Source organism: Pseudomonadota bacterium (assembly GCA_027620075.1).
GTDB lineage: Bacteria > Pseudomonadota > Alphaproteobacteria > Rickettsiales > UBA6187 > 1-14-0-20-39-49.
In genome coordinates, this window is the sequence record JAQCEY010000007.1 from 93544 (window position 1) to 109867 (window position 16324).

16 protein-coding genes are annotated in these 16324 nt (G+C 38.1%); 14 read left to right on the forward strand and 2 right to left on the reverse strand.

What is annotated here, in order from left to right:
• Window positions 1–4 precede the first annotated feature (4 nt).
• Together O2942_09585 and O2942_09590 are read right to left on the reverse strand one after the other, a co-directional pair.
• Complete coding sequence (locus O2942_09585) at window positions 5–691, reverse strand: alpha/beta fold hydrolase (protein MDA0782499.1); 687 nt, start codon at window positions 689–691, stop codon at window positions 5–7.
• Between the two features lie 235 nt (window positions 692–926).
• Window positions 927–1304 carry a TetR/AcrR family transcriptional regulator gene (locus tag O2942_09590; GenBank protein ID MDA0782500.1) on the reverse strand — a complete coding sequence of 126 codons (378 nt, stop codon included), beginning with the start codon at window positions 1302–1304 and terminating at the stop codon, window positions 927–929.
• Window positions 1305–1392: 88 nt separating this feature from the next.
• Between O2942_09590 and O2942_09595 the strand changes: the two genes are divergently transcribed.
• From O2942_09595 to O2942_09660, 14 genes are all read left to right on the forward strand, one after another.
• Window positions 1393–2376, forward strand: coding sequence for a hypothetical protein (locus O2942_09595; GenBank protein ID MDA0782501.1), 984 nt, complete (start codon window positions 1393–1395; stop codon window positions 2374–2376).
• Between the two features lie 66 nt (window positions 2377–2442).
• On the forward strand, window positions 2443–4653 hold the full coding sequence (locus O2942_09600) for an FAD-binding protein (GenBank protein MDA0782502.1): 2211 nt from the start codon (window positions 2443–2445) through the stop codon (window positions 4651–4653).
• A gap of 1 nt (window position 4654) precedes the next feature.
• Complete coding sequence (locus O2942_09605) at window positions 4655–5278, forward strand: GNAT family N-acetyltransferase (GenBank protein ID MDA0782503.1); 624 nt, start codon at window positions 4655–4657, stop codon at window positions 5276–5278.
• 7 nt (window positions 5279–5285) lie between these two features.
• Window positions 5286–6488, forward strand: a complete 1203-nt coding sequence (locus tag O2942_09610; GenBank protein ID MDA0782504.1) for an amidohydrolase family protein — start codon at window positions 5286–5288, stop codon at window positions 6486–6488.
• 126 nt (window positions 6489–6614) lie between these two features.
• Window positions 6615–7124, forward strand: a complete 510-nt coding sequence (locus tag O2942_09615) for a hypothetical protein (protein ID MDA0782505.1) — start codon at window positions 6615–6617, stop codon at window positions 7122–7124.
• A gap of 2 nt (window positions 7125–7126) precedes the next feature.
• Window positions 7127–7828 carry a PspA/IM30 family protein gene (locus tag O2942_09620; GenBank protein ID MDA0782506.1) on the forward strand — a complete coding sequence of 234 codons (702 nt, stop codon included), beginning with the start codon at window positions 7127–7129 and terminating at the stop codon, window positions 7826–7828.
• 15 nt (window positions 7829–7843) lie between these two features.
• Complete coding sequence (locus O2942_09625) at window positions 7844–7969, forward strand: hypothetical protein (GenBank protein MDA0782507.1); 126 nt, start codon at window positions 7844–7846, stop codon at window positions 7967–7969.
• An 18-nt stretch (window positions 7970–7987) separates the two neighbouring features.
• The gene (locus O2942_09630) at window positions 7988–8653 is read left to right on the forward strand and encodes a YqiJ family protein (protein MDA0782508.1); all 666 of its coding nucleotides are present in this window, start codon (window positions 7988–7990) and stop codon (window positions 8651–8653) included.
• Between the two features lie 22 nt (window positions 8654–8675).
• Window positions 8676–9110 (forward strand): hypothetical protein, encoded by a 435-nt coding sequence (locus O2942_09635; GenBank protein MDA0782509.1) that lies wholly within the window; start codon window positions 8676–8678, stop codon window positions 9108–9110.
• A 17-nt stretch (window positions 9111–9127) separates the two neighbouring features.
• Window positions 9128–9595, forward strand: a complete 468-nt coding sequence (locus O2942_09640; GenBank protein ID MDA0782510.1) for a hypothetical protein — start codon at window positions 9128–9130, stop codon at window positions 9593–9595.
• Between the two features lie 63 nt (window positions 9596–9658).
• Window positions 9659–11497, forward strand: a complete 1839-nt coding sequence (locus O2942_09645) for an SPFH domain-containing protein (protein MDA0782511.1) — start codon at window positions 9659–9661, stop codon at window positions 11495–11497.
• A gap of 26 nt (window positions 11498–11523) precedes the next feature.
• The gene (locus tag O2942_09650; GenBank protein MDA0782512.1) at window positions 11524–11799 is read left to right on the forward strand and encodes a hypothetical protein; all 276 of its coding nucleotides are present in this window, start codon (window positions 11524–11526) and stop codon (window positions 11797–11799) included.
• On the forward strand, window positions 11799–12851 hold the full coding sequence (locus O2942_09655; protein MDA0782513.1) for a hypothetical protein: 1053 nt from the start codon (window positions 11799–11801) through the stop codon (window positions 12849–12851). Before O2942_09650 ends, O2942_09655 begins: the two co-directional genes overlap by 1 nt.
• Window positions 12851–16258, forward strand: coding sequence for a rhomboid family intramembrane serine protease (locus O2942_09660; GenBank protein ID MDA0782514.1), 3408 nt, complete (start codon window positions 12851–12853; stop codon window positions 16256–16258). Before O2942_09655 ends, O2942_09660 begins: the two co-directional genes overlap by 1 nt.
• Window positions 16259–16324: the final 66 nt, after the last annotated feature.

Here is a 16324-nt window from a genome sequence, read left to right on the forward strand (position 1 = left end):
AGTTTTATTCTTCCTGCTCTTTGTTAAATGTTCCATTCTTCAGAAAATATAATGTCTGCTTGTGCACATCCTTATTACTAGGAAAGAATGTATGCGATGCAGAAACTACCACATGGTCTTTCATACCTTTTACTTTGGTGCTCTTAATAGAAACTTTGCCGTCATCATCACCGCCGATTATATATGATGAGATTGGGTCGATGGTGCTATTGCCGGCAATTACGCCAAGTTCATAATCAACTTTGCCCAGCATTTTTTCTGTTGAGTTGTTATTAGTTGTAAGCTGCTGCCCTGCAGGGCCATAAACGGCTTTGTATAAAAAATTATCTTTCAGGAAATCTGCTACTTCACTGCCATCATTAGGTGAGGCAAGCTGAATAACACGTCCAAGATTTTCTGGTCGATGTTTGCTTAAAATACCGCACACCAGCAACCCGCCCATGGAATAACCAATAAAATGCGCCGGTTTATCTTCGGTTAGCTTTTCTGAAATATCTTCGTTAATCAGATCAATCAATTTCTCTAATTTATGTTTTGTGGACTGATAATCCAGATTTATAACGTCATAGCCCTCGGCCTCCAAACGTGCCGCAAGTGACTCCATATGAGAACTGCTACGAGCTATACCGTGGAGAAGAACTACATAATCTCCTTTTACATTTTCGGCCTGCGAAGCGTTAGTGAAGAATATTACTGTCAAAAAGGCTATCAAATATTTCACGCTTTCAGCCCTTTCAAATAATTATCGATCAATGAATCAGTAAGTTGTTTCATAGATTTTGCGCCAACGGTATCAAGCTTTCCGGTTAGGCTTAGCTGGCAGATACCATGAATTCCTGCCCATATAGTTTTAGCAGCGATTTCAGCTTCTTTGTTGTTGGGCACTATTTGCTCGAAATGTTTTTCAACAATGTTAAATATATTTTTTATCTCAATGTTATACCACTCTGGGGGGGTATTCCCTCTGGCAGCCGATGTTCAAATAAAGCACTCCAGCGATTATAGTTGTTTTTAGCAAATTGGGTATAGGCCTCAGCCAATTGTTTTATTGCCGACTCATTTTTACCAATAGCTTTTTCCTCCAGAAAGTAAGCTATATCGCGCAAAGTTACCGCATTAATATGTAGAATAAAATTATTATGGCTTTCAAAAATATTATATATAGTGCCGATGGTGTAGCCTATTGCTTTAGCTACTTTGCGAGCACTAAAGCCAGAAAAACCCTGCTCGGCAATAATCTTCTGCCCTGCGGCTATTGCCATCTCTACTAGCTCTTCTCTGGTGTAATCACTTCTTCTGGCCATAAATTGAACGTTGTTAAATTAATTATTGAACACTGTATAATTATGTGTTAATATGACTACCATGTCAAGCACCAAAAGAGTTAATTATATGAAAAAAATACTATTCTTCGTTGTAATGTGTTGTTTTATCCATGCCAACGCATCGGCTGGCCAAGAGTTATCATGTGATAAAGTAGAGACCTTCTATCAAACACATCAGTTTGACTGCATAGATAAGTTGCTTAAGGCGCTGGATAAAATGGACAATCCAAAGCTTGATCCAAATCGCATTCAAAACCAGATTGGTTTTCTGGCTGCCATATTCACATCTTATCCGGATAAAATTGATTCTATATTAGATAAGCAAGTTTCAAAGAATAGCCAGAGTGCACTGATTGGTGCTTTGTATCGCGCCGGCATGTTGGATGAAGCGGCTGTCTACGCAGACAAAGTTGATATGGCTACATTATTGAATTCTTACAAGAAATCACCTTTACCATTACTTAATAAAACCTATTCACAATATAACCCCGGCGATAATGATTTTCTGATAGGCGCTTTTATGGCGACTGGTGATAAGAGCTATATTGAAAACGTCCTTCATCAATATGGAGAGGCAGATGATAAAATTGTGCGTTATGCATTACGAATAGCTGCAATGCAGGGGAAATTTGGATCTACATTATTACCTGCAAAACGTAAGGAAGAATATATAAAGCAACATAAAGAACTACCTCTTAAGGCGTTGGTTAATCGTGAAAGATGGAAACAAAATCCCAAAGAGATGTTGCAAACACTTACTATGTCATCGGCCTTCTGGGCGCTAAGTTCACTCACTAAAGAACATAAACCTATAGCTGAAACGCTTACCCATTTCTTTGGGGATGATAAAAGACTGAATCTTATAGCCAGAGAAGAAGCAAATAATTTCTCCAATTACATAATGCTATCAATCGTTATGCCTGCCATGGCGCAGAGTAAAAGTGAGGAGCAAAAAGAATTTGCCCAGAAGGTGGAAATATTTCTTACCGATTATGAAAATTTTAAAGTGGTAAAACCATTCGATTTAAAACCAAAAGAGAAAAAACAATAGCCATCTATTCATGTACGTATATTATGAAAAAATTGGATGTATGTCATCACGAAGGGAATAATAAATATGAGCCAGAATATAATAAACGACATAACAGAACTAAATCCTGTAGCGGTAGACAAAGTTATCACTCCTACCAGTGCAGAGGAAATAGCTAATGCTGTAAAATCAGCATTAGGGTCTGTTTCCATTGGTGGAGGCAGGTTTAGCATGGGTGGGCAGACGGCTTATGAGAACAGCCTTCATATTGACATGCGTCAGTTTAATAAGATTGTAGATTTCTCTACTTCAGATAAAACAATACGTGTACAAACAGGAATTACCTGGCGAGAGATACAAGAGCATATCGATAAGCACGACTTATCCGTGAAAATCATGCAAACCTACGCTAATTTTACAGTAGGTGGATCACTTAGCGTTAATGTGCATGGGCGTTATATTGGTCTTGGCCCACTAATACTTTCAGTAAAATCAATTGCTATGATTCTTGCTGATGGCTCTCTAGTGGAAACTACCCCAGAAGCCAATAAAGAGCTGTTTTATGCTGCCATCGGCGGATATGGAGGGCTTGGAATAATTGTAGAAGCAACTTTAGAGCTAGAAGACAATATTAAAGTTGAACGTTCATCTGTAAGAATGCCGCGTAAAGATTATTTGGAATATTTCAAAGCAAATATACGTAAAGATACAAATGTAGCATTTCATAATGGTGACATCTACCCTCCCCACTACAATCGAGTAAATGCAGTTACCTGGTCAAAAACAGAAAACGACGTTACTGTTAAACAGAGATTGCAGCCTGTTGGCAAAAATTACCCTTTGCATAGATACTTCTTTTGGGCATTTACAGAAACACCTTTTGGAAAATGGCGTAGAGAACACATCATTGACCCAATTATATTTTCTCCTAAAAACGTGCATTGGAGGAATTATGAGGCAAGCTATGACGTTGCCGAACTACAGCCTATTTCAAGTAAATCAGGTACTTTTGTGCTGCAAGAGTATTTTGCCCCAATAGATAAGTTTAATGAGTTTGTTGATAAGGCTTCTGAGATACTGCAAAGACATGATGTGAATGTTGTGAATATTTCTATCCGCCATGCAAAACAGGATTCGGGAGCATATTTAGCTTGGGCAAGAGAAGAGTCGTTTGCATTTGTGCTATATTACAAACAACGAACAGGTGCTCATGATAAAAATAAAGTTGCTGTATGGACACGAGAACTGGTAGATGCTGCAATATCTTGTAACGGCGCTCATTACCTTCCATACCAGCCGCATGCCACAGTAGAACTGTTCCATAAAGCTTACCCCAAAGCATCAGATTTCTTTGTGTTAAAGGATAAATATGATCCTGATTTTAAATTTAGAAATTCTCTCTGGAATAAATATTATAAGCCAGAGCCTGAAGCTGATGTAATGCAAAGCCCATCAGAATTTATTGGTATTTGTTCAAATGATGTTTGGGCAGATAAGTTATACCGTTTTTTACAGGTTGTTTTTAACCTAAATCCTGAAGATAAATTTTTTACTTTAATAAAAGAAGCCTGCAGTAAATACTCTTCTGATGAGGAAATTTATAACCATATATTTAGCAACCTGAAAACTATAAAGCCAAAATCACAGCTAACTAAATATATTCTTCCTGCTATACGCACCCAAAAAGAAGAATTAACGAAACAAACACTGGAATTATTAGGCGATAGACAATCATTTGATGGTTATCTTGAAATGGGTTCCACAGGCTTTTATTTGAGTGAGCTACAAAAGCATTTGGATATTAAAGGTAATCAAACCATGATGGACTATATAGTTCCGTCTTATTCTCCAGCAGATATATTAAAGCGTGGACAGATAAGTAAGTTTGGCAAGTTTGTGGATTTGGATAACTATAACCCTATATCGGCTGAGAATGTACCAGATAACTCGTGTGATCTTGTTACCTGCTATATAGGTTTACATCATTGCCCACCTAAGAAACTGGATGCATTTATTGCCTCCATTGCACGAATCATGCGTAAAGACGGTTATTTTATCTTGCGCGATCATGCAGTTGATTCTCCTGAAATGGATAGATTCGTTTCTCTTATTCACACAGTATTTAATGCTGGAACCGATGAAACATGGGAGACGAATAAACAAGAATTACGCTTCTTCAACACGATAGAACACTGGAGCCAGTCAGTTCAAAAGCACGGCTTTGAGGATTTAGGAAAAAGAATTCTGCAGAAAAACGACCCATCAGATAACGTGCTAATGGCATTTAGGAGAGTTTAGTATGGAAAACAATATAATTATAAAGCCAGGAAGCTCGTCTTTTAGTAGTGCAGCTGCAAAATTAATTTATGAAAGCAGCCATGAACTACTAAACTTTATGTTTAAAGATCAAGAAACTGCTGAAAAAGTGCTGGCCAAGCTATATAGGAAAAATAAAGGGCATTTTAGCAATGTATTTTCTACTGTTGTTGAAATGGAAGGCGAAATAGTCGGGCTAGAACTTGGATATGATAAAGGTCAATTAGCTAAACAGGATCTCATAGGTAGTATTTCACTCTTACTAAACAGTCCATTTTCAATTTGGTGGCATTTAATTGCTAAAACAGGTCGTATAATTGATGGCTATGTACCAAAGCCAAGCGATCGAATATATTACATAAATAATATCGCTGTTTCTGATAGATGCAGAGGAAAAGGCGTTGGAAAGAAGTTGTTGGAATATACTATCGAAAAAGCCAAAAATAATGGCTATAGCGCGGTTGAACTTGATGTAACTTCAGTGAATGAAAATGCTATAGGCTTTTATAAAAAGCATGGTTTTGTAGAAGTTTCAAAGTCTGGAAGCCAGGAACTTATGACAAAATACGGACTACCGCCATTGATAAGAATGGTACATAAATTGTAGGCGCAAAATGAGAAACATCTTACTAATTACGACCTTTATATTCCTCACCGCATTTTATCCAATAGATAAACTTGGTGGTAATTTTAATGGTACACCGAAGCAAATGAAAGGTAACTTAAGCTCGGGTGCCATGGAGCTTATTAGAAAGGCCTATGCAGATGTCGATTCAAGTAAATTAGTTGATTATCATACACACATCGTCGGGATTGATGAAACGCAAGGAACATCTGTAAATACTAAAATGCTTTCCTGGTGGCACCCGATACACCGTATTAAAACATCAATATATCTTAGCGGGTCAGGAGTAAAAGATTTAGAAAAAGCCAATGAACAATATATTGAAAGGCTTGTGAAGCTTATAAGATCAAATCCACATCATGGTAAGCACCAGATTCTAGCCTTTGACCATCACTATAATCCAGATGGTACTATCAACCATGAGAAAAGCGAGTTCTATGTTTCTAATGAACATATATGGAAGCTATCGCAAAAATATCCGGATATTTTCATACCGGTAATATCAGTTCATCCGTATCGCAAAGATGCGATTGCAGAGCTTATCAAATGGGCAGAAAAAGGTGTTCGCTGGGTAAAGTGGCTACCTAATGCACATGGTATTGATGCTTCTAATCCAAGGCTGGATGAATATTACCAGACTATGAAGAAGTATAATATAACATTACTAACTCACGTTGGCGAGGAGCAAGCAGTTGAGGCAGAAGAAGATCAAAAGCTTGGCAATCCTCTTTCATTTAGAAAGCCTCTTGATATGGGTGTTAAAGTTGTCATGGCGCATTGCGCAAGCCTTGGTGAAAATGAGGATTTGGATAATCCAGGGAAAAAGGCTTCAAGTTTTGATTTATTCATGCGCCTAATGGATAATCCTAAATATGACGGACTGCTTTATGGCGAAATATCAGCCATGACCCAATTCAACCGTTTGCCAAAACCATTATTAACCCTGCTTGAACGTACCGACCTACATCATCGTCTTATCAATGGTAGTGACTATCCACTTCCTGCTATCAACGTCGTTATCCATACCAGGTCTTTGGTTAGGTATGAGATGATAACTAAACAAGAGCGAGAGTATTTAAATGAAATTTATAAATACAATCCTTTGGTCTTTGACTACGTGCTAAAGCGCACAATCCGTCACCCAAAATTAGGAACCGGTTTTAATAAGGCTGTGTTTGAGACTATACGATAGTCTTTTATTTTTTATACTCCTAAAACTTCCTTGTATTTCCCATTGACACCTTAATTACATTTGTATACACATGTAATCAGCGGTTCATTTAGAACCATAGTAAATAAACATATAGGAGTCAAAAATATGACATGTCAGGCAATACCATTTAGTGTTCGTCTGCCGCAGGAAGATGCGGAGTTTATTGCAAATATGGAAATTAAAGGAGCTAAAACTCCAAGCGATAAGATACGGGCAATTATAGCAAAGGCTCGTGAAGAAGAAAAAGAAGACAAGGATTATAAGAATATTTTACGTAAAGCGCAGGAAATGTTTATTCCAGCACTTGATAAATTGCGTGAAGAAGAGTTGAAGAAAGGCGAGCATTCGGAATTGACTGGAATAGTTTCTGAATGTCTCGTCGAAACATGTGCTTTCTTTATTTCTGCTTTGTCAGAAAATAAAAAGGGTACTAATTTAAATAACCTGGAAAAAGGAGTGGCCGATAGAATTTTCACTCTTTTTGAAAGGGTTATGCGCATGGGCGTAACAGCCCAGGCACCTTGTTATAACAAGGTGATTATTAAAGAGCATCTAGCTCCTGTGTTGGAGTTAGCTGGTATTATTGTTAACCAAAAAGTTTTAGAGGAGGCCTAAATATGGCAGAGTCAATTATTAATAGAGTAGGAAGAATTATCAGTGGAAGCGCGAATGCGCTGGTTGATGCGGTAGAAAACGCAAGCCCATCTATGATTATGGAGCAGGCAGTTAGAGAGATCGATCAGGCGATCGATGATGTACGTGCAGAGCTTGGAAAAGTTATTGCAGGCAAACATCTTGCGAACAAAAGACTTTCTGAGAAAAACACAGCTCACGAAGAGTTTGCAAGCAAAATTGAACTTGCGGTAAGTGAAGGCAGAGATGATTTAGCAGAAGCTGCGATTAGTGCCCAACTTGATATTGAAGCTCAGATTCCGGTATTAGAGCATTCTATTTCATCAGCGGGCGAAAAGGAAGTTGAGCTTGAAGGGTTTATATCTGCTCTACAGGCTAAGAAGCGTGAAATGAAAGAAGAGCTTAAATTACTTCGTGAGGCTAAAGATGAAGCGGAATCTTCTGGCGGAGCTGCTAGTGACTCTACTGGCACGACTAAAAATGATGTAAATAAGTCAATTGATAATGCTACATCGGCTTTCGATAGGGTGCTTGAAAAACAAACTGGTTTATCTGGTGTTGGCGGTGCTAGCAATGAAAATGCTGCAAAGTTGCAGGAGTTAGAGCAATTCACTCGCGATAACAGGGTTAAAGAGCGCTTGGCTGCGATAAAATCAAAAACCCAAAACAGTAAAAAAGCCTCTTAAATTGGGAACTAATTTATGGCAGAATTGATTATAATAGCTATTCTTGCGTTTATAATTTTTATAGTTTGCAAATATGGTGACCGCACTATTGATATCGATATGTCATCAAGTGGTGATTTTCTTGATGGCAGTGATGATTGATAATACTTGGAGTAAAACATGTTAGATTTTTTAGGCGCGTCTGAAAACTTACCATTTACTGTAGCGCTAGCCGTTTTCGTTGTTATCGCCATTATGGAAGGTATTGGCACTTTGTTTGGTGCTGGCATTTCTAATGTTTTGGAAAGCCTATTTCCAGATACTGATATAGCCTTTGATATCGAAGGCCCTGACATGGACTCGCCAACCGCACTTAGCCGAATTCTATCGTGGCTTAGAATAGGTCAGGTTCCGGTACTGGTATTAATGGTAATATTTCTTGTGTCATTTGGTCTTTATGGATTAGTGATGCAAAATTTCCTACTAGTATCGTTTGGGTTTATGGTGCCTGCTGTAATTGCATGGATACCTCCGTTGGCTCTGGCTCTTCCTACAATGCGCTGGTGCGGTGGTGGACTTGCCAAAATTATCCCCAAGGATGAAACATCAGCTGTATCTCATGATAGCTTCATTGGAAGAGTTGCAACTATTACGCTTGGCAAAGCAAGCAGCGGCAGCCCTGCACAAGGAAAATTAAAGGATACGCACGGCAAAACACACTATGTAATGCTTGAGCCTGATTTAGATGGCGAATCTTTTGAGCAAGGGACGGAAGTTTTGCTGGTAAAACGTGCCGGAGGGGTATTCTACGCAATTGCCAATACTAATAGCAGTTTGGCGGCTTAATAATTAATAAAGGAGGTCGGCTATGAGTGAAATAAATATAAAACCTAGCCACTGGAGTCAGAAAAACAACAAAGATGTTTTAAACGCAATAACTTCTGTTTTTGCTCTCATAACATGCTCCGATGGTGAGCTTTCAGGGGATGAGGCAACATCTTTTCTTTATGAAGTAAATAAGTCTGGATTATCTACTGAGAAAGACAATAACGAACTGCTAAATGAATTATATAATATTCGCGATCTTCTGAAACAAGATTTTAAAAGCGGAAAGCAGTTTGCGATTAATCAGCTAAAGATTATCAAGTATGATAAAGAAGTAGTAAAAATAGCTCTTCAGTTTGCTCAAATAGCAATAATAGCCAATAAATCTATAAAAATGAGCGAAGAATATATAATGAAAGAGATATGCGATATTCTGGAAGTAAACGCAGAAGAATATTGCCTTGCGGAAACAGCTTAATAATAAAGGAACATATTATGAAGATATTTCTGAATGTTACTTCGTGTTTGTTACTAACAATTTTCTTAGCATTTCCTTCATACGGCAATGATGATAAGTTAATAAGTGACCTAATGCAGGTGGCCCGAGAACAGATTACTAGCGCTAAGTTACTCGATGGCTCATTTGTTCCTGCCGAAACTGAAGAAGAGAAAAAAACTCCTATTATTAAAATTGAAGACGCAAGAAGAATAGTGGGAGTTGGGCAGCAATCTGCTATTGCAGCATGGTGCAATGTAGAGTGGTATAAATCAAGTTTTACGAACTTAATGCAGCATGAGCGTAGCAAAGAAATATGGTCGGATAAACAGTTGGCTTATATAGGGTTATTGCATGGAATAACTATGGGCATGACTGAGAAATCTGTAAAACAGCGAGGAGAGTGTCCATCCAAGCAGGCATCTCATATTAATAATATAATTAGTAAAAGGCTTTTTAATAATTAAAAGAAGGAACTAAAAATGAACAATTACAGTAATTACAATAACTATTCTTCAGGAGGAGACACTATGTCAGGATTTATCGATATCGCTGTTGTTGCGGGCGTTATAGTCGCGGCACTTATTACCATCGGGCTTATTTTTGCCCGTCTATATACCAGAGCATCAAAAGAGATATCATTCGTAAGAACGGGTTTTGGTGGCGAAAAAGTAATTATGGATGGCGGAGCTATTGTCCTTCCTGTATTGCACGAAATTATCTCTGTAAACATGAATACGCTACGTTTAGAAGTAAGGCGTCACAATGATCAAGCTCTTATTACTCGCGACCGTATGCGTGTTGACGTTGTTGCGGAATTTTATGTGCGCGTGCAACCAACTGCCAATGCTATTGCTAATGCAGCGCAGACCCTTGGTAACCGTACTTTACATAGAGAAGAGTTAAAAGAGCTTATTGAAGGTAAGTTTGTTGATGCACTTCGTTCCGTTGCTGCAGAAATGAGCATGGAAGAATTGCATGAAAAAAGAACTGACTTCGTACAAAAAGTACAGCAGGCAGTTTCTGAAGATTTATTAAAGAACGGTCTTGAGCTTGAGGCTGTATCACTAACTGGCCTTGACCAGACTGGCATGGAATTCTTTAATCCTAATAATGCATTCGATGCTGAAGGTTTAACTCGCCTTACTGAGGAAATTGAGCAACGCAAGAAAATCAGAAACGACATTGAACAAGATACTGCTGTTCAAATTAAAAACAAGAATCTGGAAGCTCAAAAATTAAGCCTTACAATTTCTCGTGATGAGGAATATGCAAAACTAGAGCAGCAACGTGAAATAGAAATACGTCGTGCTTCACAATTGGCCGAAATTGCTCGTGAACAAGCAGAAAAACAGCGTGATGCCGAGAAAGCACAAATTGTTGCTAAACAACAGATTGAGCAATCAAGAATTACGTCTGAGCGCGCTGTAGAAGAAGAAAAAATCACCAAATTGCGCATAATTGAAACGCAGGAAATTGATAAGAAAAAGCAAGTTGAGCTAGCCGAGCAAGATAAAGCTATTGCTATTGCTGATAGATCAAAGGCTCAATCTGAAGCTAGAGCTGAAGCTGACAAAGCGCTTGCAATAGCGGTTCAGGCTGAAGAAAAAGTAATCACAGCTCGCCAAACGGAAACGGCGGAACGTGAGAAACAAATTGTTTTGATCGAAGCTGCTAAAAATGCAGAGCGTGATGCGATTGGTATTAAAGTTGCAGCAGAAGCAGAGAAATTTGCCGCTAATGATAAGGCTGAGGCTCTAACTATTGAAGCAACAGCAGAAGCCGAAGCTGAGAAAGTACGCACCGCCGCAGCCAAAATTCGTTACCTTGTTGAGGCAGAAGGCAAAAACGCTATTAATGCTGCCGCTAATATTCTGTCTGATGAGCAAATCAATATGCAAATCAAACTGGAACTTATTAAAAACCTTGAAGCAATTATCCGTGAAAGCGTTAAACCAATGGAAAATATTGACGGCATTAAGATTATTCAGGTTGATGGTCTGACAGGTGGATCCGGTAATGCAGGAAGTGCTTCTGCAGCTAATAGTAACAATAGCGGCAATCTTGCCGATCAGGTTGTTAACAGTGCCCTTCGCTACCGCGCACAAGCTCCTCTTCTTGATTCATTAATGAAAGAAGTGGGTATAAGTGCTGGTGACATAAATGGCCTGACGGCTGTTCTGGATAAGGTTATTGAGGATGCGGAGGAAAGCGGGAACACAAGTTCTTCTTCAGGGGGTAATTTTAAGCCCGATTTAGCTGGTAAGACGGAGATCTCTGCTAAAAAATCCGCTAACAATCCTTCCAGTAATACTACTGGTAAAAATCATGGAAAAACCTTTTTTGAAAATGATAAGAAGAGTGCTTAATTAAAACGACATAGGAGTAAATAATTATGGAAAAAGTAGAAGTTACATGGCCGTTGGCTATAAAAATTTGGTGGAGCTATACATGGAGAGTCTTCTTGCTTTCGTTTATTGCTGGCTTTGTAGCCGCAATTCCAATTGGATTTATTGGCGCACTTGTTAATATTCCTCAAGAAAAAACCCAGGTGATATCCGGAGTTATAGGTCTTATAATAGGGCTGTTTGCACAAGCATATGTCATGAAAAAGCTATTGAATAAAAAGTATAAAAAATTCTCAATAGCGTTAATCCGTGAAGAAGCCTAATGACTAGTAAAGATGAAGGGATTTCTGGCGGTAATGTATCCGAACCTAATGATACCAATGAAGTTGTTATTCCTTTCAGGAGGACCAGCTTCATTGTATTATTTTTCGGATTTATAGCCCTGTTAGTTGCCGGGCTGCCCTTGTGTGGTTTTGCTATTTCTCAGATTTCTTCGAAAGGTCTCACTGTTGGACCTGTACTAATACTTGTATTCTTCGCGTTCTTTCTGTGGTTATTATTGAGGTGCAGTAAAAGCAAAAACACGCCAGGTCTTGTTATTGATGAAAACGGTTACACTAACTATATCCATAAAGCACCAAAAGATATTTTATGGAGCAGTGTTAAATATTTTGATGATGATTTGCTGTTAGAGCTTGGACGCATAAAAGTTCACACATTCGACAAAGAGACAAAGCAACTGGAAATACTGGATGTAATAAAATCTAGTAAGCTAAAAATTAATAACAGGAAGCTTTTTAAGTTATTGAGTGAGCGGCATAAAAATTATTTATTACACAACAAAAACGAAGTTTCAGAGTTAAAAAAGACAGAAGCACCCACAACAAGTGATATAAAACCAGAAGTTCAAAAGAAAGCTTCCGAGTTTATCAGTAAAATAAATTGGCCTTACCAGAAAGAAAACTCTAAAAAATACGATGAAATAGTTGGCAGAACTTTATCAAACGATGAAAAACTTATGGGTGTTTTTACCGGATGTAAACATGTGGCGTTTGTCTGGTTCTTTATCGTTGGCCCTTTGGCACCTCTTGGCTATAGAAATTATTTAATTGCTGTAACGAGTAAAGCTATTCATTTTCATCTGCTTGGTTTTGTAGGCCAACACACAAACACGGATATTCTTAAATTTGATGAAATTAGGAATTTTAAAATTGGCCAGAGCAGAATAGTAATCAGACCTCAGCTATCATTTTATTTTAATAATGGCAATGAAATAGACCTTCAGGTTATAATAAAAAGTCGTGCAAAAAATAAAAATATATATCTTAATGAAGAAATCATTAACCATCTGAAAAATAACATTCAGGAGGTGTAATGTTTTATCTGATAACCGCAGCATATATATTATTTCTGGTATTATGGCGTCCGCAGCCAATAAGCTTGAAGGCTAAACCCCAAGGCTATTGGGAAAATATCAAGTCTGTAAAAGCAACGTTAATACTTGGTGTTATTTTAAGTATAACATTTTTGCTAACCTCGGGTTTTGGTTTTGAAAAAACAAGCAATAATTTTGCAATATTAGGAACTTCAAAAGAAGCATTCCTAAAATTAAATGCTTATTTCCAGATTGTTACCAGTAATTTTATTCATATAAATTTACTGCACTTGGTTTCCAATCTTGCTGCTATTCTTTATCTTTCCAACTACGAAAGGCGAGTTGGAAGTGGGCGTTATATTGTAGTTTTTATTTTATCAGGCATTTTTGGGTTCTTGGCAGGAATGCCTTTTACCGACAGTAGTGCAGCTGGAGCATCTGCGGGAATATTCGGCCTGGCTGCGGCTCATTTTACCGATCACCGAAATCTCTCAAAGAAAGAGTGGCTATATTCAATACTAGCATTTGCTTTTATCTCCATAATACTTAGCCTCCCTGATAAAAGTAGCGAATCCGAAGGATACCGTATCCATCATTGGGGACATTTCTTTGGTGCCGTTGGTGGTATAATATTCTGCAGATTATTTCCTATACCAGAAACTGACGGGGAAATAAGAAAACGTAAGAAATTTAGAATAGCGGTTGCAATAGCAATTCCAACATTTGTTGTTTTATCGCTTATTCCATTTGTTATGCAAATGGCTTCTTATGGCAAGAAAACACAGGACTGTGCATCATTATATAGTGATAAAAAATATGAAGAAGCGTTTGAGTTTTGCAGTAAAGCTATTGGACCAGTGGCTGAGGGAATGACTGCCCATATGTATCTCACTGGAAATGGTGTTACGCAAGATAAAAAGAAAGCTTTTGAAATAACAAAGAATCTTGCGTTTAGAGGGGATGTTAATGCCCAGTATACTGTTGCATATATGTATTACAGGGGTGATGGAGTTACAAAGAATCACAAAAGAGCATACAAATGGGGTAAGCTTGCTGCAGAACAAAATCATGTAAAAGCGCAATTACTTTTATCGGAGATGAGTGTTCTTGGTAGAGGCGTAGGAATTGATTATAAGAACGCATATATGTGGTTAAAGTTAGCAGAAAACATTATTTTGCAAGGCAAGAGCCTTTTTGAACCAGACGTTGATATGAAGAAGGTAAAAGCTGATATTTCTGAAAGACTTCTTTCACTTGGCAAAAAACTTACTTCTGAGCAATTAGTAGACGCGAATAAAAACATAAAAGAATGGAAACCTTCCTACAAGGAAGAAGATTTGGCTGCTTTATATAAAGAAGAAATGTCCGGTAAATCAGATAATAAAGAAGAGGAACCTGAGCTTAGTGATTCACCTGAAATGGCCCAGCTATGTAAATATTATTACAGTAGAAAAAATTACGAAGAAGCCATAGGTAAGTGTGAAGAGTCGTCTGACCAGAATGCACAGAAATTAACAGCAGTTATGTATGCTACAGGGCAAGGCGTAGAAAAGAACTCTGAAAAGGCGGTTGAAGTTATCAATCGATCCGGCAATGGTGATAAAATTACGGCTTTTTATGATTTTGTCGGAACCATGTATTATTATGATGAGGATCGTGATGGTGTTAAAAAAGACCATGAAGAGGCAATAAAATGGTATAGACGCGCAGCTGAAGCCGGTGATGTAAAAAACCAAATGCGTCTCGCTGTCTGGCATTATAAAGGACTATTTACTGCTAAAAAAGATTTTGAAGAATCTTTTAAATGGGCAAAGATGGCTGCAAAACAGGAGCATCCGCAGGCTCAGGCTATGATGGTAGTATTTTATGGCTCTGGCACAGGTGGAGTATTTAAAGACGATTTCCACTCTACATGGTGGCTTAAGAAGCTCGTTGAAAGCGTAAAGTTATCCAACACCGATAAACGCTATACTGATGATGAGAAAAAGGGAGCGCTGCATTGGCTCAGGCAGTTTGGTCTAACTGAATGTCCGCATATTATTATGAAGCTTGCAGCAATGTATACTAATGGCGGTTGGGGTGTTGAGCCGATTCCTATGGAAGGGTTTGGTTGGTATTACATGCTTTCCAATGCCGGATATGCTGATGCGAAGGCGCAGCTAGGAGTATTGTATTTTCTTGGAAAAGATAATAAAGGAAAGGTAGATAAGAAAAAGGCCGTTGAGTTATTAACCGAAGCGGCAAACGATGGCAGCGCTTTTGCCCAGAGGCAACTTGGTAATTTTTATAATATGGGCGATGGAGTTAAAAAAGATATTGAAAAATCCATCGAGTGGAGTACCAAAGCTGCTGAAAACGGCGATTCTTATGCCCAGCAGAACTTAGGCTATACATACTTTCAAAACAAAGATTATAAAAATGCATTTAAGTGGTTACTTGTGGCCACAAACCAGAATGTTGCCCAGCCTCAAGCGACTATTGCGGATATGTATAGTGCCGGATTAGGCGTTGAAAAGGATTATGTACAATCTTACATGTGGAGATCTCTTGCGTTAGAAAATCAAGGAAAGGTACTTGATCGTCCTGGCAAGCGTGATGCATTACCTGAAAATGTTCAAAAATTGCTGAAACAAAAAATTATAGACCTAACCAATAATATGTCTAAAGAGCATGTTGAGATTGCAAAAAAGATTGCTACAGCATGGAAACCGAATAAAAATCCAAATACAGCTATATTAAGTGTTGATAGGCTAAGGGGTGATGAATATTTCCGTGCGCGTGATTATGGAAATGCAATAAAAGCATACAGTAAGGCAATAGAAGAAAAACCAAATGACGCTGTATCCTATAATCATAGAGGGCTTTTATATAAAGTTATGGAAAAGTACGAGGAAGCATTGGCAGACCTAAACAAAGCCATAGAATTAGATTCAAAATATGTAAGGGCATATAACAACCGTGGAGTTATCCATAGGAGGATGGACAATTTTGATAAGGCAATTGCCGATTATGATAAAGCCGCTGAACTAAATCCTTTTGATGGCCGTTCATATAGTAATCGTGGTGTGCTTTACGGTCAGTTAGGCGATATGCAGCTTGAATTTGCGTCATTACAGGATGGCCTAACCTTAGCCCCGGAGAATGCCATATTAAACTATAATATGGGAAATTATTACCATGCGCTTAACCCGGAAAATAAACAGGTAATGGAATATTACGATAATTACCTGAAATATGTTGAGCCTGATGAATTGGATAATAAAAGCCAGTATTTATACTTCTCTAAAGCATCAAATTATTTTGCAAAAGGTAAATATGATCTTGCGGTGCAGAATTATAAAAAAGGAATGGCTTACGGCAATACTGAGTTTAGGGTATATCTGGCTTTAGTGTCAACCCGCATTTAAAACTGACCCACTTTATGCGTCCAAATTTGACCCACCTGTAGCGTTGGTTTGGGGGGGTTATATTTG

Bases quoted from the DNA above. Each gene is read 5' to 3' on its own strand.
- O2942_09590 (MDA0782500.1), bottom strand. From the start codon at position 1,304: ATGGCCAGAAGAAGTGATTACACCAGAGAAGAGCTAGTAGAGATGGCA.
- O2942_09620 (MDA0782506.1), top strand. From the start codon at position 7,127: ATGGCAGAGTCAATTATTAATAGAGTAGGAAGAATTATCAGTGGAAGC.
- O2942_09635 (MDA0782509.1), top strand. From the start codon at position 8,676: ATGAGTGAAATAAATATAAAACCTAGCCACTGGAGTCAGAAAAACAAC.
- O2942_09625 (MDA0782507.1), top strand. From the start codon at position 7,844: ATGGCAGAATTGATTATAATAGCTATTCTTGCGTTTATAATTTTTATA.
- O2942_09640 (MDA0782510.1), top strand. From the start codon at position 9,128: ATGAAGATATTTCTGAATGTTACTTCGTGTTTGTTACTAACAATTTTC.
- O2942_09595 (MDA0782501.1), top strand. From the start codon at position 1,393: ATGAAAAAAATACTATTCTTCGTTGTAATGTGTTGTTTTATCCATGCC.
- O2942_09600 (MDA0782502.1), top strand. From the start codon at position 2,443: ATGAGCCAGAATATAATAAACGACATAACAGAACTAAATCCTGTAGCG.
- O2942_09650 (MDA0782512.1), top strand. From the start codon at position 11,524: ATGGAAAAAGTAGAAGTTACATGGCCGTTGGCTATAAAAATTTGGTGG.
- O2942_09645 (MDA0782511.1), top strand. From the start codon at position 9,659: ATGTCAGGATTTATCGATATCGCTGTTGTTGCGGGCGTTATAGTCGCG.
- O2942_09655 (MDA0782513.1), top strand. From the start codon at position 11,799: ATGACTAGTAAAGATGAAGGGATTTCTGGCGGTAATGTATCCGAACCT.
- O2942_09660 (MDA0782514.1), top strand. From the start codon at position 12,851: ATGTTTTATCTGATAACCGCAGCATATATATTATTTCTGGTATTATGG.
- O2942_09630 (MDA0782508.1), top strand. From the start codon at position 7,988: ATGTTAGATTTTTTAGGCGCGTCTGAAAACTTACCATTTACTGTAGCG.
- O2942_09610 (MDA0782504.1), top strand. From the start codon at position 5,286: ATGAGAAACATCTTACTAATTACGACCTTTATATTCCTCACCGCATTT.
- O2942_09605 (MDA0782503.1), top strand. From the start codon at position 4,655: ATGGAAAACAATATAATTATAAAGCCAGGAAGCTCGTCTTTTAGTAGT.
- O2942_09615 (MDA0782505.1), top strand. From the start codon at position 6,615: ATGACATGTCAGGCAATACCATTTAGTGTTCGTCTGCCGCAGGAAGAT.